This window comes from Bradyrhizobium sp. USDA 4532 (genome assembly GCF_024171315.1).
In the GTDB taxonomy this organism is placed as follows: domain Bacteria; phylum Pseudomonadota; class Alphaproteobacteria; order Rhizobiales; family Xanthobacteraceae; genus Bradyrhizobium; species Bradyrhizobium australafricanum.
On record NZ_JALJZN010000001.1, the window covers coordinates 7,468,641 to 7,493,441 of the forward strand.

At 63.1% G+C, this 24,801-nt stretch carries 23 protein-coding genes; 19 read left to right on the forward strand and 4 right to left on the reverse strand.

Going from position 1 to position 24,801, the window contains the following annotated elements; translation table 11 throughout:
• Positions 1-6: 6 nt before the first annotated feature.
• Positions 7-1,029, reverse strand: coding sequence for a TRAP transporter substrate-binding protein DctP (dctP, locus tag J2R76_RS34505; RefSeq protein ID WP_253625490.1), 1,023 nt, complete (start codon positions 1,027-1,029; stop codon positions 7-9).
• Between the two features lie 404 nt (positions 1,030-1,433).
• Here dctP and J2R76_RS34510 point away from each other — a divergent pair, with 404 nt between their 5' ends.
• The 18 genes from J2R76_RS34510 (at position 1,434) to J2R76_RS34595 (ending at position 18,833) form a co-directional block, all read left to right on the forward strand.
• Positions 1,434-2,594 carry an ABC transporter substrate-binding protein gene (locus J2R76_RS34510; protein WP_253625491.1) on the forward strand — a complete coding sequence of 387 codons (1,161 nt, stop codon included), beginning with the start codon at positions 1,434-1,436 and terminating at the stop codon, positions 2,592-2,594.
• A 10-nt stretch (positions 2,595-2,604) separates the two neighbouring features.
• Positions 2,605-3,471 carry a branched-chain amino acid ABC transporter permease gene (locus J2R76_RS34515; protein ID WP_253625492.1) on the forward strand — a complete coding sequence of 289 codons (867 nt, stop codon included), beginning with the start codon at positions 2,605-2,607 and terminating at the stop codon, positions 3,469-3,471.
• Between the two features lie 4 nt (positions 3,472-3,475).
• Positions 3,476-4,513, forward strand: coding sequence for a branched-chain amino acid ABC transporter permease (locus J2R76_RS34520; RefSeq protein WP_253625493.1), 1,038 nt, complete (start codon positions 3,476-3,478; stop codon positions 4,511-4,513).
• On the forward strand, positions 4,510-5,268 hold the full coding sequence (locus J2R76_RS34525) for an ABC transporter ATP-binding protein (RefSeq protein WP_076826880.1): 759 nt from the start codon (positions 4,510-4,512) through the stop codon (positions 5,266-5,268). Before J2R76_RS34520 ends, J2R76_RS34525 begins: the two co-directional genes overlap by 4 nt.
• Entirely contained in the window at positions 5,268-5,960 is a 693-nt protein-coding gene (locus tag J2R76_RS34530; RefSeq protein ID WP_050387518.1) for an ABC transporter ATP-binding protein, read from the forward strand. Before J2R76_RS34525 ends, J2R76_RS34530 begins: the two co-directional genes overlap by 1 nt.
• Complete coding sequence (locus J2R76_RS34535; RefSeq protein ID WP_076826882.1) at positions 5,960-7,354, forward strand: MmgE/PrpD family protein; 1,395 nt, start codon at positions 5,960-5,962, stop codon at positions 7,352-7,354. Before J2R76_RS34530 ends, J2R76_RS34535 begins: the two co-directional genes overlap by 1 nt.
• Positions 7,351-8,160: an SDR family NAD(P)-dependent oxidoreductase gene (locus J2R76_RS34540; protein ID WP_057017379.1), complete on the forward strand. Its 810-nt coding sequence runs from the start codon at positions 7,351-7,353 to the stop codon at positions 8,158-8,160. Before J2R76_RS34535 ends, J2R76_RS34540 begins: the two co-directional genes overlap by 4 nt.
• A 79-nt stretch (positions 8,161-8,239) precedes the next feature.
• Complete coding sequence (locus tag J2R76_RS34545) at positions 8,240-9,403, forward strand: CaiB/BaiF CoA-transferase family protein (RefSeq protein WP_253589168.1); 1,164 nt, start codon at positions 8,240-8,242, stop codon at positions 9,401-9,403.
• Positions 9,393-10,187, forward strand: coding sequence for an enoyl-CoA hydratase/isomerase family protein (locus J2R76_RS34550; RefSeq protein WP_057017381.1), 795 nt, complete (start codon positions 9,393-9,395; stop codon positions 10,185-10,187). Before J2R76_RS34545 ends, J2R76_RS34550 begins: the two co-directional genes overlap by 11 nt.
• 13 nt (positions 10,188-10,200) lie before the next feature.
• Positions 10,201-11,136, forward strand: coding sequence for a hydroxymethylglutaryl-CoA lyase (locus J2R76_RS34555; protein WP_253589169.1), 936 nt, complete (start codon positions 10,201-10,203; stop codon positions 11,134-11,136).
• Between the two features lie 11 nt (positions 11,137-11,147).
• Positions 11,148-12,350, forward strand: a complete 1,203-nt coding sequence (locus tag J2R76_RS34560) for an acyl-CoA dehydrogenase family protein (protein WP_375166548.1) — start codon at positions 11,148-11,150, stop codon at positions 12,348-12,350.
• Positions 12,351-12,361: 11 nt separating this feature from the next.
• Positions 12,362-13,735 carry an MmgE/PrpD family protein gene (locus J2R76_RS34565; RefSeq protein ID WP_253589170.1) on the forward strand — a complete coding sequence of 458 codons (1,374 nt, stop codon included), beginning with the start codon at positions 12,362-12,364 and terminating at the stop codon, positions 13,733-13,735.
• An 8-nt stretch (positions 13,736-13,743) separates the two neighbouring features.
• Complete coding sequence (locus tag J2R76_RS34570) at positions 13,744-14,556, forward strand: aspartate/glutamate racemase family protein (protein WP_253589171.1); 813 nt, start codon at positions 13,744-13,746, stop codon at positions 14,554-14,556.
• Positions 14,553-15,440 carry an MBL fold metallo-hydrolase gene (locus tag J2R76_RS34575; protein WP_253625494.1) on the forward strand — a complete coding sequence of 296 codons (888 nt, stop codon included), beginning with the start codon at positions 14,553-14,555 and terminating at the stop codon, positions 15,438-15,440. Before J2R76_RS34570 ends, J2R76_RS34575 begins: the two co-directional genes overlap by 4 nt.
• Before the next feature lie 219 nt (positions 15,441-15,659).
• Positions 15,660-16,667 carry a LacI family DNA-binding transcriptional regulator gene (locus tag J2R76_RS34580; protein WP_233475241.1) on the forward strand — a complete coding sequence of 336 codons (1,008 nt, stop codon included), beginning with the start codon at positions 15,660-15,662 and terminating at the stop codon, positions 16,665-16,667.
• Positions 16,668-16,722: 55 nt separating this feature from the next.
• Positions 16,723-17,919 (forward strand): NADH:flavin oxidoreductase/NADH oxidase, encoded by a 1,197-nt coding sequence (locus J2R76_RS34585; RefSeq protein WP_253589173.1) that lies wholly within the window; start codon positions 16,723-16,725, stop codon positions 17,917-17,919.
• A 420-nt stretch (positions 17,920-18,339) separates the two neighbouring features.
• Positions 18,340-18,552 (forward strand): hypothetical protein, encoded by a 213-nt coding sequence (locus J2R76_RS34590; RefSeq protein WP_028333410.1) that lies wholly within the window; start codon positions 18,340-18,342, stop codon positions 18,550-18,552.
• 2 nt (positions 18,553-18,554) lie between these two features.
• Complete coding sequence (locus tag J2R76_RS34595; protein ID WP_057017387.1) at positions 18,555-18,833, forward strand: hypothetical protein; 279 nt, start codon at positions 18,555-18,557, stop codon at positions 18,831-18,833.
• A gap of 13 nt (positions 18,834-18,846) precedes the next feature.
• Here J2R76_RS34595 and asnB read toward each other — a convergent pair whose 3' ends face one another.
• A complete protein-coding gene (gene asnB, locus J2R76_RS34600; protein ID WP_253625495.1) occupies positions 18,847-20,787 on the reverse strand; it encodes an asparagine synthase (glutamine-hydrolyzing) in 1,941 nt (646 codons plus the stop codon).
• Positions 20,788-21,057: 270 nt separating this feature from the next.
• On the opposite strand from asnB, the gene J2R76_RS34605 reads away from it, so the two are divergent.
• The gene (locus J2R76_RS34605; RefSeq protein WP_253589175.1) at positions 21,058-22,353 is read left to right on the forward strand and encodes a glycosyltransferase family 4 protein; all 1,296 of its coding nucleotides are present in this window, start codon (positions 21,058-21,060) and stop codon (positions 22,351-22,353) included.
• Here the strand turns inward: J2R76_RS34605 and J2R76_RS34610 are convergent.
• Complete coding sequence (locus J2R76_RS34610; RefSeq protein ID WP_253589176.1) at positions 22,289-23,566, reverse strand: acyltransferase; 1,278 nt, start codon at positions 23,564-23,566, stop codon at positions 22,289-22,291. The two genes, J2R76_RS34605 and J2R76_RS34610, sit on opposite strands and share 65 nt — an antisense overlap.
• Positions 23,563-24,711, reverse strand: coding sequence for a polysaccharide biosynthesis/export family protein (locus J2R76_RS34615; RefSeq protein WP_307720388.1), 1,149 nt, complete (start codon positions 24,709-24,711; stop codon positions 23,563-23,565). Before J2R76_RS34615 ends, J2R76_RS34610 begins: the two co-directional genes overlap by 4 nt.
• Positions 24,712-24,801: the final 90 nt, after the last annotated feature.

Genomic DNA, 24,801 nt, shown 5'->3' on the forward strand with positions numbered 1-24,801 from the left:
TGGCAATCAATGGCCGACGGTCGTTACATCCGCCTGCACCTGCAGCAGCAAGGCGGGCGAAATCCGCAACTCCTTCGCGATGCCGTCCTGCAAAGGCAGCATCTTGGCGCGGACCGCAGCGAGCGCGCTCTCGGACGGCGAAACGAACACGATGCCGTTCTTTTCCAGCGTGTGGCGCGCCTCGGTCTGAGCTTCTTCCATACTCTTGCGGTAGGCCTGGATGTTCTCCTGCCAGAGGTCGACGACCAGCTTCTGGAGATCCGGCGGCAGCTTCTTGTAGAAGCTCTCGCTGATCATCGGCACGTAGAACCCGACGAATTCGCGATCCGCAAATCCATATTTCACGCCGGATTCCCAGAGCTTTGCGCTGGCAAGGCTTTCATCGGTCGAGCTCAGCCCGTCGAACGTGCCTTGCGAGAGCGCCAGCGGAACGTCCGGCCAGGCTGTGACGTTCGGTGTTGCATTGAGGAACTTGGCTCGCGCCGATTGTCCGGCACCGCCGGAGTTGCGGATCTTCATGCCGGCCTGATCGGCGAAGTCGCGGATCGCCTTGTTGGTGCTGTAGGTGTTTTGATATCCGAGCTGCAGCCAGGGGCCGAGCAATTTGACATCGAGCTTGCTCTCGAATTGCTTGTTGATGATCTCGCCGATCTTGCCGTCGGCAGCAGCATAGACCACCGGGTAGGGCTGCCCGAAAAATGCCGGCAGCTGGAAGACGTCTGCATCGGGGACGAAGCCGGTCAGCACCCAGGTGCCGGGGATCGCCATCTCGACGGCGCCCTGACGCAGCGCCTTCACCACGTCGCGGTCGCGAAACAACTGGCCGCTGTGGAACAGCTCGGTCGTGATCCGGCCGCCGGATTTTTCCTGCAGCTTCTTCAGGTAGTCGGCGGCAGACAATGTCCGTCCGTGTGTCGCCGACGTGTCCACCGAAGCCCGCAGCTTGAACTGAGGTTCAGCTGCTAGCGCTCCCTGGCTGCACTGAATCGCAAGCACGGCAAGCACGGCCGTCACGGCGCACCGCATCATCGAGTTTCTCCCCTTGGCCGTCGTCTTCTGTCCGCGACGGGTCACGGAAGCTAACGGGCAGGTTAGGTTGATTCAAGTGGAACGTTTCATTGCATAGGTGTGTCAGTAGCGGTGCGTCGTTTGGAGTTTCTGATGGATCATTCGATCGACAGGGTAAATTACTGTTATTATTCATGTTTATTGCATGTCCAGAACGGTGGCTCATCTCAAGCATAGCTGATCTGCCCTATTTTTCATGAAACGTTTCATTGACAAGGCGACCTCCGCGCGCCTAGCGTCCCGGCGCCGAGCGATACGCGCGGCCCCGGGGCGAACGCTTCGGGTTTCCACGCAACAAGTGGACGGCGCATGAGCCGCAACAAATTACGGGGGGAGTGATGAGCACTACGCGGAGAAATCTGCTGTTGTCTGGCATCGCCGTCGGCGCTGCGCTGGCCAGTTCGAATGTCTCGGTGATGGCGGCGGGACAGGAATTGACGCTCGGCGTCGTCGGCGTTCTGTCGGGTCCCGCTGCGCAATGGGGCCTCGCGCTGCGCGGCGCGGTCGAACTCGTCGCCGCCGAGGCCAACCGGGACGGCCTGATCAAGGTCGACGGGGCGCCATGCAAGGTCAACGTCGTTGCCATCGACAGCAAATACACGGCCGAAGGCGCCGCCGCTGCAGCCAACACGTTGGCAGGGCAGGGCGTTAAATTCATCATCGGCCCGATCGGCTCGCCCGAGCTCACCGGCGTGAAGCCGATCGCCAAGCGCAATTCGATGCTGGTGATGGGCAACGGCTACGCCAAGGATGCGCTGTCGCCGCAGTTGCCACTGGTGTTCCACATGGGGCCGGGTCCTTCGGGCTGGGCCGAGCCGATCATCAAGATCGCCAAGCAGAAGTTCGGCATGAAGAGCGTGGTGCTGGTCGCGCCGAACGACCAGGGTGGCACGGATATCGCGAGCGTCGACGCCGACGCATACAAGAGAACCGGCATCACCGCTTCCGAAGAATATTATCAGCGTGGCACCACCAATTTCGCGCCGATCGTGACCCGGATCATGAACGCGAAGCCCGACGCCGTCGATCTCGCTTCATCGCCCCCTGGCGACGCCGGCATCATCGTGAAGCAATTGCGTCAGGCTGGCTTTGAGGGACCGATCGGACGTCTCGGCGGTCCGGGATACACCGAAATCTCCCGCGTCGCCGGTGGCGACGAGGTGCTGAAGGACTTCTATTGGTACGAGCCGGTTCTCATCGACGAGAAAGTGCAAATGATCGCCGACGAGTACAAGAAGCTGCTCGGTGCCGAGCGGCCGGAAAACAATCTGTTCTTTCAGTGGGTCTCCGCCGCCCGCATGGTAACCAAAGCCATCGCCAAGGCCGGTACCATCTCGGACACGGCCAAGGTTGCCGAGGCCCTGCGATCGTTGCCGGTTGAGGATCCCAATATCGGTCCCGGTCATTGGATCGGGCAGGATTTCTTCGGCATCAACCAGGAACTGTCGTTCCCGTTCGGTGTCGGACTCGTGGAAAAAGGCAAGCTGCAACCGACCATCAGGGTCGAAGCGGCCGGCGGCAAGTAGCGGGTACTCCGTGCAAGGTTTTGTCGCCACCTGCCTCATCGGCATCAGCCTGGGTGCGCAGTACGCGCTGCTCGCCCTCGGCTTCACCCTGATCTTCGGCATTCTGGGAGTCGTCAATTTCGCGCATGGCGGCTTCTACGTTCTCGGAGGATATCTCGCCTATTCCGCGGTGACCTATCTTGGCATGCCCTACGCGCTGGCGGTGATCTGCGCGGCGCTGGGCTCCACGCTGCTCGGATTCCTGTTCGAACGCTTCGTGCTGGATCGCGTGATCGACGATCATCTGGCGACGCTGATGCTGACGCTCGGCCTCTATTTGATGATGTCGAGCGGCATATTGGTGGTGTTCGGACCGCAATCTCCGGCCTTCGCCTTTCCATTGACCGGTGTCATTCACGGCCATGGCTTCTTTGTGCCGATCGAGAATCTCGTGGTGCTGGGCGTCTGCATCGTCGGGATCCTGTCGATCTACGGCCTGATCTATTACACCGATTTCGGCCGCGCGCTGCGAGCGCTGGCCGATGACCGCGCGGTGGCGACAGCGCAGGGACTGCGTCCCGCGATTCTGTTCCCGGCTGCCTTCGCCCTGGCGACGGGGCTCGCCGGCCTCACCGGCGCGCTGGTCACACCGATCCTGTCGCTCGCGCCGCATATCGGCGATCCTGTGCTGGCGACGTCCTTCCTGATCGTCATTCTCGGCGGTCTCGGTAGCGTCGGTGGTGCGACAGTCGCGGCTTTCATCGTCGGCATGGCGGAGGCGTTCTCTGCGGTCTATCTCGGTGGCTCGAAGGGCGCACTCGCGCTGTTCGTGCTCGTCCTGGTCATGCTGGTCGTCAAGCCATCGGGTCTTTTCGGTCACCGGGGTCGGGGAGCTTGAGCACATGACAGCCCGCACCCTTTCCAAGCGCGGCGACCTGGCCGAGGCAGCAAGCGTCGTGGTCATCGCGGCCGCTTTCGTAGTTCCCTGGCTCAGCCAGAACCCGATGGTCTATTCGCTGGCCAACCAGATGCTGATCGCGATTACGGCCGCGTTCAGCGTCTACATCATGCTGCGCATGAATCTGATGACCTTCGCGGTGCCGACCTTCATGGCGATCGGCGGTTACACCGTCGCGATCCTGGGGCTTCGTCACGGCGTGACCGATGTGCTGCTGCTGGGGCTTGCGAGCTTCGTGGTGCCGGCGCTGTTTGCGCTGCCGCTCGGCGCGCTGGTGCTCCGTCTGACCGGCGTCTATTTCGTGCTGGTCACGTTCGTCCTCACCGAGATCACGCAACTGTTGCTGTTTGAAACGCCGGGGTGGACCGGCGGGTCCAATGGACTGGTCGGCATGCCGGTCGTGACGCTGTTCGGGCTGGAGCTCGCCGACAACCGCGCGGTGCTGCAGGTCACGATCGGGCTGGCGCTCGCCGGCGCTATCGTCACCGCTGCGGTGACCCGCACGCTGCGCCAGCATTTCGCGGCGATCGAGGAGAACGAACTGCTCGCCCAGAGTCTTGGTCTCGTCGTCTGGCACTACAAGGCGTTCGGCTTCGCCATCGCCGCGGGCGTATCCGGGCTCGCCGGCTTCGCCCTCGTCAACATGCTGCTCACGGCCCATCCGACCTCGTTCAGCGCGCTGTCATCGGTCAACTACATTGCCTATGCGATCATCGGTGGGAAGAGCAGCATGCTTGGCCCGGTTGTCGGTGGCGCCCTGCTGATCTGGGCGGGAGACGTCTTCGCATTGCGCGGGGAGTATTCCCAGTTCCTGTTCGGCTTCCTGATCGTGGTGGTGGTGCTGGTCGCGCGCGAGGGTGTCGTCGGGACGATCCATCGCCTCGGCGTCCGCGTGTTTTCGCCACCGTCGCCGTCGCGGTCTTCCACCGTCGCCTCGTCGCCGACGCTGAGTGTGCCCAATGCGATGGAGCCCCTGCAATGACGGCTGAACGCACCGGACGGACCGACGGCGGCGCGCTGCTCGAGGTCGCAGCCATCTCCAAGCGTTTCGGCGGGCTGCATGTCTTCGACAATGTCAGCTTCGCCATCCCGCCAGGCGACGTCCTTGGCGTCATAGGGCCGAACGGCGCCGGCAAGACCACGCTCATCAACGTCATTTGCGGCATGCTGCCGCCGACCATCGGCCGGGTGCGGCTCGACGGCAAGGATATGACCGGCAAGCCGCTGCATGCCGTCAGTCGCATGGGAATTATCCGCAGCTTCCAACAGACCAACACCTTCCGTACGGCATCGGTCCGCGAGAACATTTCGAGGGCCCTTCGCTTCAGCGGCAGTGGGCCCGGATGGGACAGCGTCGCGCCGCTGATCGACGAGTTCGAGCTCGAACCGCAGCTCGACGAGCAGAGCGACAAGCTGCCGTACGGGCTCCAGAAGATGCTGGGCCTTATTCTGGCTTGCGCCGCCCGGCCGAAAGTCCTCCTGCTCGACGAGCCGGCGGCCGGTCTCGAGCGGCGGGAGCGCCTGCGGGTCGATGCTTTCGTGCGCCACGTGAGGACGGAGCTCGGTTGCGGGGTCCTGATCGTCGAGCATGACATGGATCTCGTGCGCCGCCTCTGTCCAAGAATACTGGTTCTCGATTCCGGTCGTGTCCTGGCCGAGGGCGCTCCGGCCGACGTCCTGGCACGCAAGGATGTCATTGACGCCTATCTCGGGACAGTGGACGAGGAGGCGGCCTGATGCTGGCGGTGAAAGACCTCGAAGTCCGCTACGGCGGCATCACGGCAATCAGCGGCGTCTCGATCGACGTCGCCGAGGGCGAGACGGTGCTGCTGATCGGCGCCAATGGTGCCGGCAAGTCGAGCCTGATCAACGCCATCATCGGTCTGGTCCAGGCCTCGCATGGCAGCGTGCGCTTCGCGGGCCGTGATCTCAGTGCCGTATCCTGCGATGGGCGCGCGCGGGCCGGAATTGGGTATTCGCCCGAAGGGCGCCGCGTGTTCCCGACCATGTCGGTCGCTGACAACGTCCTGAGCGGCGCCTGCTGGCACGGCGGAGCGAGCCAGCGCCAAGCCTGGGCCTGGCTTTGTGGCATCTTTCCGATCCTGAAGGAGCGCGCCAGCCAGCCGGCCGGACAATTGTCGGGGGGACAACAGCAGATCGTCGCCTTGGCGCGCGCCATGAGTTCGTTTCCCAAGCTGCTGCTGCTGGATGAACCCTTCCTCGGGCTCGCGCCGGTGTGGATCGCGCAGATCAGCGAGGCGATCCGTCATATGCAACAGCGCGGCACGACCATTCTCATGACCGAGCAGATGGCGCGTCCGGCGCTCAAGCTTGCCACACGCGGCTACGTGATGCGCGGTGGCGAGGTCAGGCGGAGCGGCACCGTCGCCGAAATTCGCGACGTTGCGCTTGCCGAGGAGTATTTGTGATGTCCGCTACTTTGAACGCCACTGCGCTGCTCGGGACCTTCGCCGCAACGACGTCGGCGAGCGAACTGTCCCCGGATGTCGCCACGAAGGCAGCCATTTGCCTGCTGGACTCGCTGGGGCTCGCGCTCGCGGCGCGACACGAGCCGACGGCCGCGGCCGCGCGCGCGATGTCCGCGGAGGTGCTGCCTGGACCGCGCACCGCGCGCATCTGGGCGAGCGGCAAACATGCCGCGCTGTCCGAGGCGGTTCTCGCTAACGGCATTGCCGTTCACGCCCATTTTCAGGACGACACCGACCACGATTCATGGACGCACCCGGGATCCCTGATTGCGCCGGTCGCGGTGTCGCTTGGTGAAACGCTGGATGCGCCGCTGCGCACCGTATTGACCGCTCTCACGGTCGGCTACTCCACGCTCAAATGGCTTGGTGCGGGTGAAGTCGTTGCCCGCGGCCTGATCGGCAGGGGCGTGCGGACCAGCCCGACCTTCGGCACGATCGGTGCTGCGGCGGCGGCCGCAGCCGCACTTGGGCTCGATCCACCGAGGTCCACCAGCGCGGTTGCAATCGCGGCCTGCACGACCGGCGGCACGCTGGAGCCGGTGCGCTGCGGCTCCGATGAATGGCGCGTACAGAACGGGCGCGCCGCCCAGGGCGGGCTGGTGGCCGCGGAGCTTGCGGCGCGCGGCGTCCAGGGGGCGCCCGATGCGCTGGAAGGACCGAAGGGATTGTTGCGCTCGCTTGCCGGCCTCGATCGCACGCCAGAACAATGGCAGCGAGGCCCCGATGTCGCGACGATGATCGGCATCATGGCAAAGCCGTTCGCAACCCTGGGCGACAACATGTCGGCGGTGCTGGCGGCGCATATGCTTCACCGCGACGGCATCGATCTGTCGCAGGTGAAGCGGATCACCGTGACGATCTGGGAGCCCTATACGCAATATCCGGGAACGTCATTCAAGGGACCGTTCACGCGGACCGTGCAGACCCAGGCCAGCACCGCCTTTGCGGTCGCCGCCATGCTGCGCTACGGCCGCCTCGACTACGAGATGGGCGTCGAGCACCGCCAGGACCGGGAGATCATGGCACTCGTCGGAAAGACGATCGTCGAGCCGGACGCGGTCGGCACCCATCTCGACGCGACCGTCGAGTTGGAGATGGAAAATGGTGCGCGTCTTCGCCGGACCGCGCGCGAGGCGCCCAAGGTTCTGGTGTTCCAGGACGAAGCCCGCGCCACCGAGGTTTTCGATAGCCGCCTGGCCGGCACCGGAATTCCGGCCGGCGAAGGCGCCAGCCTTGCGGCCGAGGTTTTCGCCTCGGCACGTAGTGGCGGATCGATGCCTGTGCGCAGGCTGCTCGACCGCCTGACCCGATCTCAAAGGGATGCGATCAAATGAAACTTGGACTTGAAGGCAAGACTGCGATCGTCACCGGCGGCAGCAAGGGCATTGGTCTCGAGACCGTACGCTTGCTGGCGGAGGAGGGTGTCAAGGTTCTGGTCTGCGCGCGCCGCGAGGACGCGCTGGCCGAATGTCGTTCTGACGTCGAGCGGAGCACCGGCGTCAAGGTCGAAACGCTGTCGCTTGATGTGACGGATCTGAAGCAGATCGAGCGGCTGCCGGCGGTCGCCCGCGACCGTCTCGGCCGCGTCGACATCCTGGTCAACAATGCCGGCACGGGCACCTACAAGCCGTTCCTCGAAGTCACCGACGAGGAACTGCAATACGGCATGGCGATCAATTTCTTCGCTCAGTTCCGTATCTGTCAGCGCATCATCCCGATCATGATCGAGCAGAACGGCGGCGGCATCGTCAACGTGTCGGGCGAAACCGGGATCATGGTGACGATGCCGCCGTTCCTGTCGTCATGCACCGGTCCGGCCAAGTCGGCCGAAATCCGCTTCTCCAAGATTCTCGCCAACGAATTCGGGCCGCACAACATTCGCGTCAACTGCGTCGTTCCCGGTTTCGTCAATACTCCGGAACGTTTTGCAAAATGGGAGCGTGAGCTCGCCAAGCGCAATCTGGGCGAAGAGGAGGCGGAAGCCGAACGCAAGCGCTGGTCGGAAAATAACTCGATGCGCAACACGCGCTGGGGCACGCCGGAGGAACTCGCCAATTTGATCGTCTTCGCGCTGTCCGACCGCGCGAGCTTCGTCAACGGCGCGGTGCTGGTTGCCGACAATGCGCAGGACAAGTCGTGAAAGCGACGCCGCTCGACATGATGAATCGATTGATGACAACAGGAACGTCGGCGGCCCTTGCGGCAGCCGGGAGGATTTGATGGACGTTGACAAGCCGCTCGCTAGTATCACCGTGATTGAACTCGGACACAGCGTGGCCGCCCCCTATGCCGGATTGATTCTGGCCGATCTCGGCGCCCGTGTGATCAAGGTCGAAAATCCCAAGAGCGGCGATTATGCGCGTGGCTGGGGGCCGCCGTTCTGGAACGGAACGGCAAGTGTGTTCCATAGTCTCAATCGCGGCAAGGAAGGCATCACCGTCGATTTCGGCGCGGCGGAGGATTGCGAGAGGCTGAAGTCGCTGATCCTGAACGAGGCCGATGCCGTCATCCAGAATCTGCGGCCCGGCATTCTGGACAAGTTTGGTCTCACCGCGGATGCGCTCAGCGCCGCGAAGCCATCGCTGATCTGGTGCGACATCGGCGCGTTCGGCGCCAAGGGGCCGCTCGCCAGCAAGCCCGGCTACGATCCGCTCGCCCAGGCCAGCACCGGCATCATGAGCGTTACCGGCGAGGGCGGCCGGCCGCCGGTGCGTGTCGGCGTCTCGCTGGTCGACATGGGCTCCGGCATGTGGGCAGTGATCGGCATGCTCGCTGCGTTGGTGGCGCGCAACAAGGGCGGTCAGGGTCGCAGCGTTGCGACCTCGCTTTACGAGACCGGGCTCGCGTGGATGACCGTTCCGCTGGCCGGCTATGCGGCGTCAGGTGAGGTGCGCAAGCCCTATGGATCGGGCACCGCGGAAATCGCGCCCTATCAGGCATTCGAGGCGTCCGACGGATGGCTGATGATTGCCGCCGGCAACGACAATCTGTTCCGCAAGCTGTGCGTGGCGTTGAGCCTCGAGGCGCTTGCGCATGATCCTGACTTCGCGACCAACGCGGCAAGGGTCGTCAACCGCGAACGACTGATCCCCCAAATCGCGGCCGCGGTGCGTAAGTATACGGCCGATGCGCTTGGCTTCATTCTCGACGGCGCCGGGGTTCCCAATGCACCGCTGCTGACCACCGATCAGGTTGCGGAGCATCCGCAAACCCGCGCCCTCGACATGATGGTGCGATGTGCTGGCGACGATATCGATCTTGTCGGCGTTCCGCTTGCCTTCGACGGTATGCGACCGCGCGCACGCACCGCTGCGCCGGCGCTCGGCCAGCACAATGCCATTCTTCGAAAGCCTGCGAGCAAGGGAGCCATCAATGCGAACTGATTTCCAGACCATCAAGGTCGAACGGCGTGATGGCGATATCCTGCTGGTGACCTTGCACCGGCCGGAAGCGTCGAATGCGATGAACACCCAGATGGGCCTCGATCTGGTGGAGCTGTTCGAGGGCTTCTCGACCGACATCGAGGGGTTGCGCGCGGTGATCCTGACCGGACACGGCGACAAGGCGTTCTGCGCCGGGGGCGATCTGAAGCAGCGCAACGGCATGACGGACGAGGCCTGGCAGGCGCAGCATCTGGTCTTCGAGCGCATGCTGCGCGCTCTGCTGGGCTGTCCGATTCCCGTGATCGGCGCGATCAATGGTGCGGCCTATGGCGGCGGCTGCGAGATCGCCGCGGCGCTCGACTTCGTCTACGCCTCGACCAATGCGCGCTTCGCGCTGACCGAAGTGACGCTCGGCATCATGCCGGGTGGCGGCGGCACGCAGAATCTGCCGCGCGCCGTCGGCGAGCGCCGCGCCAAGGAATTGATCCTGTCCGGGCAGCCGTTCTCGGCTGCCGAGGCCGAGCAGTGGGGGCTGGTCAATCGGGTGCTGCCGCCAGGGGAGTTGCTGGAGGCGACCTTCGCCATCGCCCATCGCATCGCTGCCAATGGCCCGATCTCGGTGCGCCAGGCCAAGCAGGCGATCCATCGCGGTTTGCAGATGTCGCTCGCCGATGGCCTCGCCTTCGAGATCGAGGCCTACAACCGTCTGGTCCCGACCGCGGACCGGCGCGAAGGGGTGCTGGCGTTCAATGAGCGCCGCAAACCCAACTTTCAAGGCAAGTAGGAGGAGGCGCGAAATGCGTGAGAAAGCTCATGTTCGCGAGGTCGGACCCCGCGACGGCATTCAGATGGTCAAAACCATCCTGCCGAGCGCGCGCAAGCTGGCCTGGTGTCGTGGCGCGGTGGAGGCCGGAATCCGCGGGATCGAGGTGACCTCATTCGTGCCGGCCAAGGTGATCCCGCAATTTGCCGATGCGGAGGAGGTGGCCGGCGGCGCGCTGACAATGCCGGGCTTGCGGCCCTCGGTTCTGGTTCCGAATCTGAAGGGGGCCGAGCGTGCCTTCGCGCTCGGTGTGCCAATCGTCAACTACGTGCTGTCGGCGAGCGAGGAGCACAACCAGGCCAATGTTCGCCGCAGCACAGAAGAGTCGCTGCAGGACTTCGCGCGCATCGCCGCGGCGCGCGATCAGCGCCCCGGGGCACGAATCGGACTTGGTGCGGGCATCGCGACCGCATTCGGCTGCACCATCTCGGGGACGGTATCGGAGGCACGAGTGGTCGAGATCGCGGTGCGACTCGCTGGGATGGGCGCCGACGAGATCATCGTCGCCGATACGGTCGGCTATGGCGATCCGGGTCAGGTCCGCCGCCTGATGGGCGCGGTGATCGCAGCGGTGCGTCCACTGCCGGTCGCCTGCCACTTCCACGACACGCGCGGTCTCGGTCTCGCCAATGTGACGGCGGCACTGGATGCGGGTGTACGCGCCTTCGACGCATCCCTCGCCGGACTCGGCGGCTGTCCGTTCGCACCCGGCGCCACCGGCAACATCGACACCGAGGATACCGTCTTCCTGCTCGAGCAACTCGGTTTCGATACCGGCGCCGATGTCGAGCGGCTGGTTGCCTTGCGACGCGAGGTCGAGAGCTGGCTGCCCGGCGAACGGTTCTCCGGCGCGATCGCCCGCGCCGGCCTGCCCAAAACGTTCCGCGTGTCGGCCAGCGCCGCCGCCTGAAAGGATATGACATGAACTATCACGACGCCGCCCAAACCGCCGACATGGAGGTCACCGTCACGTTGGGCGAGGATTTCTCCGACCTGCGCAACACGGTGCGGCAGATCTGCAGGGGCTTTCCGGGCGAATACTGGCGCAAGCTCGACGATCAAAGCGCCTATCCGACCGAATTCGTCGCGGCGTTGACGGAGGCGGGATTCCTCGGCGCGCTGATCCCGGAGGAATATGGCGGTTCGGGCCTGCCGCTGCGTGCGGCGGCAGTGATCCTCGAAGAGATCAATGCGAACGGCTGCAGCGCCAGTCCCGCGCATGCCCAGATGTACATCATGGGTACGTTGCTTCGTCACGGCAACGAGACCCAGAAGCGGACCTACCTGCCGGAAATCGCGGCGGGACGGCTGCGGCTGCAGGCCTTTGGCGTAACCGAGCCCAATACCGGCTCCGATACCACCCAACTCAAGACCCGCGCCGAGCGTCAGGGGGACGTCTATGTCGTCAACGGCCAGAAGGTCTGGACGTCGCGGGCGCTGCACTCCGACCTGATGCTGCTGCTGGCGCGCACCAGTCCGGTCGATCAGGTGAAGCGGCGCACCGACGGACTTTCGGTGTTCCTCGTCGACTTGCGTGAGGCCAAGGGCAACGGCGTCGAAATCCGCCCGATCAAGGCGATGGTCAATCACAATACGACAGAGGTGTTCATCGAGAACCTGAAAGTGCCGGTCGCCAATCTCATCGGGGAGGAAGGCAAGGGCTTTCGCTACATCCTCGACGGCATGAACGCCGAACGAATCCTGGTCGCCTCCGAATGTGTGGGCGACGGACGCTGGCTTCTCGGCAAGGGCGTCGCCTATGCCAATGAGCGGCGCGTCTTCGGACGATCGATCGGCCAGAATCAAGGCATCCAGTTTCCGCTGGCGCGCGCCTACGCCGAACTCGAAGCCGCCGACATGATGTGCCGCCGCGCCGCCGCGCTGTTCCAGGCCGGGCAGCCCTGCGGAGCAGACGCCAACATCGCCAAGCTGCTGGCGTCGGAGGCCACCTGGAAGGCTGCCGATACGACATTCCAGACCCATGGCGGCTTCGCCTTTGCGCAGGAATACGACGTCGAGCGCAAGTGGCGTGAGGTCCGTCTTTACCAGACAGCCCCGATCTCGACCAACATGGTGCTGGCCTTTGTGGCGCAGCACGTGCTCGGTCTTCCGCGTTCCTACTGAGGAGACGACCCATGCTGGATATCACGCGTCAGACGGCCAATTTTGTAGCCGGCCTCAAGCTGTCCGATCTGTCCGGCCGCTGCCGCGAGGCGGCGCGGACCGGCATCATCGACTGCGTCGGCGTCATGATCGCTGGCGCCGCCGAGCAGCCGGTGCGGATCGTGTCGGCGATGGTGGCCGCGTCCACGCAGAACGACGGCGCGCCCGAGGTTCCTTCGGGCCGCAATCTCGCGGCGCCGGATGCTGCGCTCGTCAACGGCGTCGCGGCGCATGTGCTCGACTATGACGACGTGGCGCTGGCCGGACATCCGAGCACGGTGCTGGTGCCGGCCATCCTGGCCGAAGGCTGGTCGCTCGACTCCAGCGGTGCCGACGCGCTCGCCGCCTATGCCGCGGGCTACGAAGTCTGGGCGCAGGTCATTGCGCTGGAGCCCGGTCACCTCCATGAGCGCGGCTTTCACCCGACGGCCGTGATGGGCGCGCTCGCCACCGCGGCCGCCTGTGCGCGGCTGCGCAATCTCGACTCCACGAAGACCGCGCATGCCATCGCGATCGCCGCCTCGCTCGCCTCCGGACTGGTCGCCAATTTCGGCACCATGACCAAATCGCTGCATGCCGGCCGCACCGCCCAATCTGGCGTGCTTGCCGCGCGCCTCGCCGATCAGGGATTTACCGCATCGCTGGACGTGCTCGAGCACCAAACCGGCTTCCTGCGCGCCCATTCGCCCTCCGGCATGCCGGATATCGAAAACGGCACGATCGATATCGGCCGCAACTGGCGGCTTGCCGATCTCGGCATCAATGTGAAGCGCTATCCGACCTGCTATGCGACCCATCGTTCGATCGACGCGATGATTGGCCTGGTGAATGCGCACAAGCTCAAACCCGACGACGTGAGGGAAATTCGCGTCCACACCGGCGTCACGCAAAGGCTTATGTTGCGCAACACCAATCCGCAGACCGGTCTCGAGGCCAAGTTCAGCATGGAATTCGCGATGACCGCCGCGCTGATCGCCGGCCGTGTCGGGCTGTCCGAGCTCACCGATGAGTTCGTCTCGCGGCCGGATGTCGGCGCTACCTTCGCCAAGGTCCGCTGCACGACGACGGACGAGATCATGCCGGGCGACCAGCCGTTCGCGCCGGCCGACCGCGTCAGCGTCTTGTTGACGTCGGGCGAAGTGCTTGAGCACGCGCCGGTGGTTCATGCCAAGGGCAGCTGGCAGCGCCCGCTCTCGCGCGATGAACTGCAGGATAAGTTCATGGAATGCGCGACCCGGGTGTTCAAGCAAGGCCAGGCCGCAGCGCTGTTCGAGCAGCTCTGGAATATCGAGGACCTCGGGTCGATCCGCTCGCTTCGCCTGACCAACGACCGGGGCGACGCATGAGCGCGGCAATGCTTGGGAAGGGATCGACGCCGCGCATCTGGCACCAGTCGGTCAACGAGCTCGATCATCTCGAAGTCTACAAGCGCGCGCTCGATGCCCATGCGGCGGAAATCCTTGGCGACGACGCCGAGGTCGTCGTCCACGGGCTTCCGTCCGGATCATACGCCGGCGCTTCGGCCACTGCGGTGCTCGGCAATGCATTCGCCTATCACCGCATTCTCAGCCGGGTGATCGACAATGCGATCACCGCCGAGCGGCAGGGTTATGATGCCTTCGTGATCGGTTCGTTCAGCGAGCCGTTTCTGCGCGAGATCCGCTCCGCGGTGGATATTCCCGTCGCCTCGCTGACCGAGAGTGGTCTTCTGGTCGGCTGCTCGCTCGGCAGCTATGTGGCGTTGATCTCCAATGCGCCGGCGGTGCAGTGGATGACGAAGGTTGCGGTCGATAAGCACAAGCTCGCCGCCCGTGTGCTGGAGGTTGCGGCGATGGATCCGCCGCTCGACGAGCCGCAGCTGGCGCGCGCTTACGTCGATCCGGCTCCGGTCATCGCAAATTTCACCGCCGCGGCCGAGCGCCTGGTGGCGCGCGGCGCTGACGTCATCATTCCGGCGGAAGGCGTGCTGGCGGAACTCCTGGTTCGTCACGGCGTCCACCGCATCGCCGGTGCTCCCGTGATGGACGTGTTTGCCGTCACCTGGGCCTACGCGCTGATGCAGATCAGGCTCTGGTCGAAGGCCCAACTTGGCGTGGGCCGGAGCTGGCACCACAGGCGCGACGATGCAGCGATCGTTGCAAGATTCTGGCAAGGGGACGCACAATGAGCACTTCACCCTCAACGCAAGTCGCAGGAGTCTATCACCGCAGGCTTGGCGACGCGCTGGTCACCGGCCTCAGCGACGGTTACGTCGACATGGGATACACGATCTTTCGCAATATCCCCGAGGAGGAAACCAAAGCCATTCTGGCGCGCGATCATCGCACCTCGCCGCCGCGCATCTCGGTCAACGCCTTTGCCGTGCGCATGGACAACCGGACCTACCTGATCGACTGCGGATCGGCGGATCTGATGGGGCCGACCTGCGGCCGCCTGCCGGCAAATCTCGCTGCAGCCGGTATCGATCCGGCCTCGGTCGACGCGGTGCTGCTGACCCATGTCCATCCCGACCATTCGAACGGGCTGACAGATGCCGCAACCGGAACGCGGCTGTTTCCCAATGCGGAAGTCATCGTCCATGAGAACGAGATCAATCACTGGTTCAACGACGAGGCGATGGCCAAGGCGGCCGAGCGGCCCCGGCGCCGCTATTTCGAGGCCGGCCGCACCCAGCTGAAGCCCTATATGGCTGCCGATCGCGTCAAGACATTCCGGAAGGGCGAGGTGCTCCCGGGCGTCACGGCGATCCCGATCCACGGTCATACCCCCGGCCACACCGCCTATGTCGTATCACGCGGCCGCGAATCAATGGTGGTTTGGGGAGACACGGTCCATGTGCCGGAGATCCAGGTTGCACGTCCGGAAGTGACAATGGAATTCGACACCGACCCCGAGGCCGCCGCGGCCGCTCGTCAGATGATGTTCGACATGGTGGTCACTGACGACATGCTGGTCGGCGGCATGCATCTGCATTTCCCCGGGTTCGGACATTTGCGGCGCGAGGCAGGCCGATACAGCCTGGTGGCGGAGCAGTGGGCGTTCGAAGTATGAGCCGCAATATCGTCGAAGCCGACGCCATCTGATCGTTCCGGAACAAGGACGGGAGGCCAGGCCGTTTGGATCACGGTGGAGAAATGCACAAATCATTTGCCTTCGGCCGGTGGATAGCACCTGCGGCCGAATTGGCTTCCGCGTATTGTGCAGGGGATTGAGGTCTCAGCCCCGGTGATGGTGATGGCAGAACAGCAAACGGCAGGTCGCGGAAGCAAATTGACGATCCGCGACGTGGCGACCGCAGCGGGCGTTTCGACCGGCACGGTGTCGCGGGTGCTCAATGCCAATGCCACCGTCCATCCCGACATCCGCCGGAAGGTCCAGCGCGCAATCGATGATCTGGGCTATACGCCGAACGCGGTGGCGCAGAGCATGCGCATCCGGTCGACCCACACGATCGGCTGCATCTTGCGTGAGATCAACATTCCGCAACTGGCGGGCTTCGTCAAAGCCGCGCACGACGTGCTGGACGAGGTCGGCTTCTCGCTGCTCATATCCAACTCGGAAGGCCGCAAGGAGCGTGAGCGAGAGCTGCTCAGCCGGCTGTCGCGGCGGCAGGCCGACGGCGTGATGATGGGGCCGTACACGCCGATCGCCGGTGAGTTCGAGGCCTTCCTGCGCGATCTCGATATTCCGATCGTGCTGATCGATCGTGATCAGCCGGATTGGACTGATGCCGTTATGGCCGATCACGCCGAAGGGATGCGCGTCGCGGTCAGTCATTTGCTCGATCTTGGTCATCGGCGCGTGGCGCTGATCACCGGCGACGCCGGGCTCTATCCGGCGCGCGAACGCGTTCGCGGCTATCAGGAGGCTTTTGCCGCGCGAAATCTCGAGCCCGATCCCTCGCTCGTTCACGCCGGGAGCTTCCTGCCCGGCGCTGGATTTCGTATCACCTCGGCATTGCTCGGCCAGCGCAACCCTCCGACCGCGATCATTTCCGGCGGCATCGACATGCTGTCTGGCGTGCTGCGCGCGGTGCGCGGGCGAGGCCTGCGGATACCTGAGGACGTGTCGCTGATCGCGTCAGGCCATTCCGAGCTCGCCGAGCTCGTCTCGCCGGCCGTCGCCATCATCGGCTGGGATCAGGCGGAGGTCGGCCGGATTGCGGCTGGCATGCTGCTCGATCGCATCCGAAACGACGGTCCGCACGAGCCGCGGCGCGTGCTCGTGCCCAACGAGTTCATCCCGCGCGCGTCGCTGGGGCCCCCAAGACGTACCTGAAGACTTGCCGTCCATGGCACGAACGGACGGCCATAGCATGCAAGGAGACAGTTCCATGAGTGGTGAAATGATCAACGGCAAAGAAGACGGGCGGCCGATGCTGTTCAAGCCACTCACGATTCGAGGCCTTACGCTGAAGAACCGCCTCGTCGTGCCGCCGATGGTCCATTACAGCTGCGAACCAGGAAATACCTGCGGAGCGTTTCATCTCGTACACCTTGGTCGCTATGCGCTCGGTGGATTTGGGCTCGTCTTCGTCGAAGTGACGGCGGTGGAGGAAGTCGGACTCACCAACGAAAACGATCTCGGCATCTGGAATGACGAGCAGGCCGAGAGCTTCAAGCCGCTGGTCGCCTTCATGAAGCGTCAGGGGACGGCGATCGGCATTCAGATCGGCCATGGCGGCCGCAAGTCGTCGGCACAGTCCGCCATGCAAGGCATGGGGCCGCTGACCGAGGAGAATCTGAAAGCCGGCGCCAGGATCTGGCAGCCGGTGGGCCCGACCGCCGAGCCGGTCGCCAAGGGCTGGCTGGCGCCACGGCAATTGACCACCGCCGAGTGCAAGGCCATGGTCGGCACCTGGGCAGCCGCTGCAAGGCGGGCGGTTGCCGCCGGGTTCGACACCATCGAGATTCACACCGCGCACGGCTATCTGCTGGCCTCGTTCCTGTCGCCGGTCTCCAACACACGCAATGACGAGTATGGCGGCGACCGCGCCGGGCGCATGCGTCTGCCGCTCGAGATCGTCGAGGCGGTGCGCCGCGAAATGCCGGCGGACATGCCGCTGTTCGTGCGCGTCTCGTCCGTCGACGGCACCGTCGAGGGCTGGAACATGGATGATACGGTCGCCTTCGCGCGCGAGCTGAAGGCGCGCGGCGTCGACGTCGTCGACTGTTCCTCCGGCGGAATCTCCGGCGCGGCTACGGCAGCGCAAGTGCCGCGCAGCCTCGGCTTCCAGGTTCCTTTCGCCGAGCGCGTGCGCAAGGAGGCGGATGTCACCACCATGGCCGTCGGCATCATTCTCGAGGCGCAGCAGGCCGAGGCCATCCTTCAGAAAGGCCAAGCCGACCTCATTGCCGTCGGGCGGCAATCGCAGTTCAATCCCAACATCGCACACCACTGGGCGCACGATCTCGGCATCAACAGCCGTTTCGAAGATTGGTCGCCCGAGTTCGGCTGGTGGCTCGAGAAGCGGATCAAGACTCTCCAGGGCTTTGCCACGCCGACGGGCGTCGTTACGCGTCACTCCTGACCGGCGTCACACACATCGCTCGCAGCCGGTGAACGGAACGCCGTCCACGGCATCGCTGCTATCTTTGAGGATCCGCGGTGCCGCGCGACGGGTATCGCAGCGCGGGTCCAGCAGCGCGTTTCAGGTTCGCTGCTGAACCTGCGCCGAGTAGATATCGGCGAAGCGGTCGCGCGACAGGTTCTTCTGCATCCTCCCCATCGTGTTGCGTGGAAGTAACTCGACAAAGACGATCGAGCCGACTTCTCGCTTTCAGCCGGATCCCGACAAGCGGCGGAATCATGTCGTGGAGGTCCGGATTTTTACGGACTGAGCGTTAACGCTATCGCACGAGCACTAAGGCGGGGGTCTTGTCAGGACGCGATTTGGCCAATTTAATCGAGAGATTGCAGTACGTTATTCTTATTGTAGAGCGCATTTCCGATGAAAGCCATCGAGCAGATTGTTGCCGGCTACGTTTCGTTGAAAGATCGCCAAGCCCTGGAAAAGCTGAGGCACCATCGTCAGCAACTGCTGGATGATGTTCAGATGCACACCATTCCAGGGTTCAAGCCGTCGATCGTGAGCGATATCCTCCGCGAGGAGATCGAGGTCATCGAAGGCGCGCTAGCGCGCGTAGATGAGGATCGACCATAGTCATGAGCAAAAACTTCGACGAGATCGAGACACTGAAACCAATGGCCTGCAGTGCCATCACCGATCCAAGTCTGAGGATGATATACGAAGCTATCCGCGGCGCGCTCGAGGCCGATGATGAATTCGAGGCAAGCGGCAAAGATCCCAAATTCCGAGTCCGATCGACGGCCGAATGGAAGCGGCATGCCCGCGATCTTGAGGCGGAGATGTTGAAGCGAGGGCTCGAGTTCGACGTTATCGATTGGACGAATGGTCAGAGTGAGCGGCGATACAGCCGGTGAAGGCACTCGCTGTTCATGCGTAAACGCCGTTGCGATGGCACCAACGGACAAACGTGTAGATGGACCAAACCCGCGACCAGTACATGCCGGGCGCTCCGTCCAGAAAGGCTCGCCAAAGTCGCTCAACCGCGTCGGGATTCAGGCCGGTAGGCGCGATCGCCTGCGGATCGCGCATGGTTCGATCCATGGCGTCCTTCAATCCGCGGCGAATCCACCGGTCAAAGGGCATGACGAAGCCAGTCTTTGGGCGCTCGAAGAGCGCAGGATCGAGACCGCGCAATCCGATCCGCCGAAGCATATCTTTGCGCCCCAAGGGGTGATATCGCGCTTGGTCCGACAGGGCGTCGACGCTTTCAAACAATACGTGGTCGACCAGCGGAACGCGCTGCTCGAGCGAGCTGGCCATGCTTGCTGCATCATTGTCGCGCAGGAGGCGTTCACCCAAAAAGAGACGTTGTTCCATCACGCTAATAGCGGAAACAGGGGTGCGGCCGGCCGTTTCGGCCGTCAGCCGCCGGCGCATCGCGTCGGGAAGGCCTTCCATGAGCGAGCCCGCGAAATCCGGTGCAAGCAATTCACCCTGAAATCCAGGCAGGAAGAGCGCGTAGGCCATCTGGTATAACGCCAAAAGATCCTCGCTACGATCGACCATATCCGGAAGCTTCGCCCAGCGCGTTTGAGGCGGCACGGGATGCGAGGATCGTCGCAGGGGCCAAGTCAACAAAGCTGCAGCCTTGGCTTGCCATTTTCTGGGAAATGCGCGGCCCCGATGACACCACTGCTGCAAGATCGGAAGATCGCGGTACGTCGGATACCCGCCGAACAGCTCGTCACCCCCGGTTCCTGACAGCGCGACGGTAAAGCCTGCTTCGCGAATGGCCCGGGAGATGAAATAGGCGTTCAGTCCATCGAAGGTTGGCTGGTCGAGACTATCGAGGGCGTCGTCCAGACTGTCGACGAACCGCTGCTCGGACAACACTACTTCATGATGCTGAGTGCCGATTGCCGCAGCGGTCTGCCTTGCGAACGGCGCTTCGTTGAACTGCTGGTCCTCGAACGCGAGCGTGAAAGTATGAACCGGGGCGTCAGCGGTCAGTTGCGCGAGATTTGCCATCGCGGAGGAATCGATGCCGCCCGACAGGAAAACCGCGAGCGGCACATCACTGGCGAGGTGAAGCTTCATCCCTTCGTCGAGGATCGAGGCAAGCGCCGCTTCGTCCATTGTCGGTTTTGGCGCCTCTCCGGGAATGCGCCAGAAATCGTGCTCGCTTATTTTGCGGCCTGTCCCGTCAAACTCGGCGTAGTAACCCGGCGCAAGAAGTTCAACACCCTGAACGGCGGTGCAGGGGCCTACAACAAACCCGTTCCATACGTTGCTCGCAACCGCCTGCGGATCAAGACGCGGCGTTCCGAGCAAGCCTGAGGCCAGCAATGCACGCAATTCGGATGCAAATATCAGCGACCACGTCGTGTTCGGATTGCTGGACTGCGCGATATAGAGCGGCTTGATGCCGAGCTGGTCGCGCGCAAGCAGAAGTCGTCGCTGTTGCGGATCCCAGCTTGCGAATGCGAACATGCCGCGCAGCCATCCGACTGCCTCCAGGCCATGCAGCCCGAGTGCCCGCAGCATGACGGCGGTGTCGCCGCTGGACCGAAAAGACTGCCCTTCGCTCTCGAGGCGTTTGCGCAGGGCGACATAGTTGTAGATTTCGCCGTTGAACGAAATCACGTGCCCGGTTGTATCGTCCACCATCGGTTGGGCGCCGGCGGATGACAGATCGAGGATCGAGAGGCGGCGGTGATCGAGCATGACACCCCAGCCGCGGGCATCCGGCGTCGAAGCCCACGAGCCATGGCCGTCCGGCCCGCGATGGATCATGGCCTTGCTCATCCGAGCGAGCGCGGCCCGGTTGTTTTCGTCAAGCCGGCCGATGATACCCGAGATACCGCACATTCAATCGTCGCCTTCGCGGCTTGAGCTTGAGCTGGCCCGCACGAGGTAACGTTGCGGAGAACCTACCAAGACTGCTTCGGCAATGCTTTTACGTCGAAAATCCAAGCGGATAAATGGACACGCCGCCTTTCTATCATTGTTTCGTTAAGAGGAACGAGGCAACTATTAACGCAAGGCTTCGGCTTAAGCATTGAGTAAGCCGAGCTATGTGAATGTGGGCCTCAGCGAGCATCTCAGTACCTGTCGACGTCGGCAGGCAGGTTTGGATCGATGCACTCAGACCGCCTAAATATTCTCTTCGTGTCACAAATGCCTGCGAGCCCGCCGCGGATCGGCGCGCAGGCACGTATGCACGGTTTGATGACGGAATTGGCTCAGCGCCATGACCTGACGGCAGTCATGCTCGTGGATGACGAGCACGACATCGAGGAATGCCGAACTGCCATGCAGGCCTACTGCCGCAAGGTGGTACTCGTGCGTAACCCGTTCGGTCGCGATGGGATGCCGAAGCGCCTGCTTCAACTCCGCTCCCTGGTATCGCCCCTCAGCTTCGAGCGTTTGCGAATCACGGCAGACGTCGTGCGTCAGACGCTGGATGACTTGCTTGGGTCGACGCGCTTCGACGTGGTTAATCTCGAGTTCACGTTCCTTGGTCACTACGAACTGCGCAAGGCGCCGGCAGGAGAGAAGCTTCCGGTATTGGTCGTGGATTCTCACAATATCGACTACGACCTTGCCCGACAGTACGCCCAAAGCGGCGACAGCTTGTTTCGTCGCCTTTATTCCGAAGTCAATTGGCGCAAGCTTCGGAAGGAGGAGCTCGGGACCTATCGTGACGCGGATGGCGTCTATCTGTGCAGCGCTGCTGACGAACGACGGCTGCTTGAAGAAGTGCCGGAAGCCAGGACTACTGTCATTCCCAATGCCGCGGATATCGAGTTCTATCGCCCGCGTGCCGACGATCCGAAGCCCGACGGGCGCACTGTCGTGTTCTTTGGCCTTTTGTCATATGCACCGAATGTCGACGGTGTCATCCACTTCATCAATGATATATGGCCGCGCATCGCGGCCAGCCATCCGGATGCGCGTTGCAAGATCATTGGCGGGTCGCCGCCCTCCGCCTTGTTGGCGCTGGCGGGTCCGCGAATCGAGTTCACCGGCTTCGTGCCGGATCTGAGGCCGCATCTTGCCGAGGCGGCGGTCGTCGTCGTCCCTCTGCGATTGGGAGGCGGGACACGGCTCAAGATTGTCGAGGCTATGGCGATGGGCAAGGCAATCGTCTCGACAACCCTGGGCGCCGAGGGGATCGAGGCCGTGCCGGATCGTGACATCATGATCGCGGACGATGTCGAGAGCTTTGCCGCCCGTGTCAGCGGCTTACTGGGCTATGCTGATCGCGCTGCGGATCTCGGACGTTCCGCGAGGCATTTGGCCGAAAGCAAGTATGCCTGGAGTTCAGCAGCTCGCGCTCTCGAGGGCTTTTACCGTACGAGGCTCGCCATCAGTTGCGGTACGGATGGGAAGGCGCCAACGCTTCGCCAGCAGCAACGGCGCGCCGAGCGTTGAAGAACCGCTTCAGGTCCAGGAAACGCTTTTCGACGAATTCATAGCTCAGATAAGCGATCAGCAGCGAGACGAGTGCTCCCGCTGTCGCCTGTATTGCCACGGCTGCGCTGTGAGAGCCGAGCCATTCGCCGAGTGCCAGTTCGGTTCGGTGAGTCACGAGATAGTACGATATAAAGTGATGGTAGACGTACAGGCCGTAGCTATAGGTCCCGAGAAACATCAGCGGTCGGCTGCAGAAAAGGCGCGATACCAAGGAACGCTTTGGCGCAACAAGCGCGCAGATGAGGAGACAAGCCAACAGCACGGTGATGATGGAAGACCGAACCGGAAGGACGAAAGCGTTACCTTGGTCGGTCACTAGGCGCGTCCAGATGAAAGTCAGGGACAGCAAGCCAAATGCAGTGGTCGCAACGTATGGAAGGGCGCCAACAAGTCGCTGAAATCCGCCCGGTTGTCGGACCACCACGGCGAGGAAGGCGCCAAGGGCCAGACCGTCCAGGCGAAACGGTGTCAACACGTAGGTTGTCCACCAGCTAAGTCCGGCCAAGGAGCCGCCCAGGCGAGCGAGCATCGCAGCGACCGATAGGCCGAGGCTGACCGCAATCAACTTTCTCGGTTGCTTCGCGACCAGATATACGACGAGCGGCCAGAAGAAATAGAAATGTTCTTCGATGCAAAGCGACCAGAGATGCTCCAGATATGAGAATGACCAGTCACCGTTCCATGCGATGTAGACGTTGACTCCGTACAGCCAGGCCCAAGCCTGACGGTCTATCAGATAGTCGAGGGTCGGACCACGCAGCGGGCTCACAAGCGGAGCGACGAAGAAGACAATTGCGAGCACGCCATAATAGAGCGGAAAAATGCGCAGCACTCGCCGTATATAGAAATTGCGGAAGAAGTTCGGCTCCTCCCGTGAATCATAGAGGATTCCGGTGATGAGAAAGCCGGACAGGACGAAGAACAACTCGACGCCATAGGAGCCGTAGTTGGTGATTCCGACGACGATCTTCTCGACAGCGTTGGTCGGCAACGTATTGCCGACGAAGTGCAGCAGCATCACCATTGCGATGGCAAGTCCCCGCACGCCGTCGAGCGCAGGAATGTGTCCGTGAAGGCGGGGCCACCGGTCGCGGACTGTTGCCTCGGCGGATTCGGTTGCCGGCAGCATACCTGCCGCGCGAGCCGATTCCGCCAGGCCAATTGTCGTCATCGGGACGACGTAACGATGGTTGTCGCGCCAGAGATGCTGCCGTTGGCGAGTCCCTTCAGCGTGTAGGCATCGATCCCGGCGACGATTGGATCGCTCACTGTGCCGATGATCATCCGCAGGTAAGTCATGAACTTTGTCGCTTCGACAGAATTTGCGTTGGACGCGAAGATGACATCTTTATTCCGCATCTCGAATTCTGTCGCGATGAAGTAGCCGCCGGGATCTCTCAAATCGAGAATATAGATAACGGGGACAAGGGGTCCGCTATAGCGAGTGCAGTCGACGCCGAGCTGCTTGGCAACTTCGCGTGGCTCCCCGCGGTAAATAAACACGGACCCAGGGTCGGCGTGATCATCCTTGAGGCCGCCCGCTTTCGCCATGGCCTCGGCCAGTGTCAGGCGCCAGGCTCCAAACGAGAACTGCCCCTGTTGCCCGGAAGCGCCCATCGCGAGGAAGGTTTGCGGCTGCGTGAATACGTAGACCGTATCTTGGGGGCGAACGAAGATGTTGTTTGCCGGTTGGCTGAGCAGCGATCCGAACGGTGCGGTACCCTGCCGGCCGTCGCGTTCGAGGGTCACCCAGGTATCGAAGCCGGGATTCTTGGGGCCGCCCGCGCGTGTGATGATGTCGAGCAGCCGCTCGCCGCTGGCGCTTGCGGGCAAGCGTGCAGGCGTTCCGACCTCGCCCAATACGCTGATGGACGTTGCCTTCTGATCCACCAGCGCAACCACTGCCTGTGGTTCGATCGCACGGTCCTGCAGGGACTTCACGATCGCATTCTGGACTTCCTCCGGCGTCCGGCCCGCAGCGCGGATCGAGCCACCATACGGAACCGTGATGTTGCCTTTGTAGTTCACGGCCTGATTGGGCAACGTGACGTAATTTCCCTGACGTGTGCCGGCTTCGGTCGGAGTAAACAGGCCACCGGCCATCGATTCAAACAGCGTCACGCTGACCGTGTCGCCGATGCCAAAACGAATCTCGGGAGGGCCGCGGCGATCCGTGAAAACACGGTCGATCCGCCTGGAGTTGCGCACCAGGACCCTCTCGGTGTCAGCCGTCAGGCGCACCAGAGCATAGTGCACGCTTTCAGGGTCGGTCTGCCCCGCGCGGACATAGGAGCTTGCCGGTCCCGAGGTCGGCATGGTCGAGCAGCCAGCGAGCGCGATTGTCGCTGTGATGGCCAGGGCGCCCAATAGGCGGCTACCACTGAGACGCGAGGAATTGCCAGCCGA